1 protein-coding gene is annotated in these 520 nt (G+C 63.3%); it reads right to left on the bottom strand.

Going from position 1 to position 520, the window contains the following annotated elements:
* The coding region (locus H663_RS41995) for an Ig-like domain-containing protein (RefSeq protein WP_240620620.1) at positions 1-520 on the bottom strand (520 nt) is incomplete at both ends.

The following is a 520-nucleotide window of genomic DNA, read 5'->3' as shown; positions in this document are numbered from 1 at the left end:
GGGCGCTTTGTCCGGCCGTGAGGCTGGTCATCGGTGCGCCTTGGGCGTCTTGGAGGGTGACCACGGCCGAGGGGGCCTTGGTGTCTACGCTGTAGTTGCCGCTGGTGCCCACGGCTCCTGCGTTGCCGATCAGGTCGCTGTAGGTGTTGGCCAGCGTGATGACGTTGGTGGTGTCTTCAAGGTTGACGTTGGGCGTGTAGGTGCCGGTCCAGACGATGCCGTCGGTGCTGACCAAGGTGCCCAATGTGCCGTTTTGCACCGTGACATCCGCGTTGCCAAAGTCTTGCACTTTCTCGCTGAAGGTGATGGTCAGCGTGGTGGTCTCGCCCGCTTGCAGGGCTTCGTCGGCCAGTTTGATGGTGGCTGTGGGCGCTTTGGTGTCCAGGCTGTAGTTGCCGCTCGTGCCTGCGGTGCCCACGTTGCCTGCAATGTCGGTGTAGGTGGCCGACAGTTGCACCAGGTTGCTGGTGTCTTCGATGCTGCTGTGGGCCACCAAGGTGGCCGTCCAGGTCAGGCCGTC

Origin of the sequence: Limnohabitans planktonicus II-D5 (assembly GCF_001270065.2) — a bacterium.
In the GTDB taxonomy this organism is placed as follows: Bacteria; Pseudomonadota; Gammaproteobacteria; order Burkholderiales; family Burkholderiaceae_C; genus Limnohabitans_A; species Limnohabitans_A planktonicus.
The sequence above is the reverse complement of the archived record's forward strand: the minus strand, read 5'-3'. Positions and strand labels throughout refer to the sequence as shown.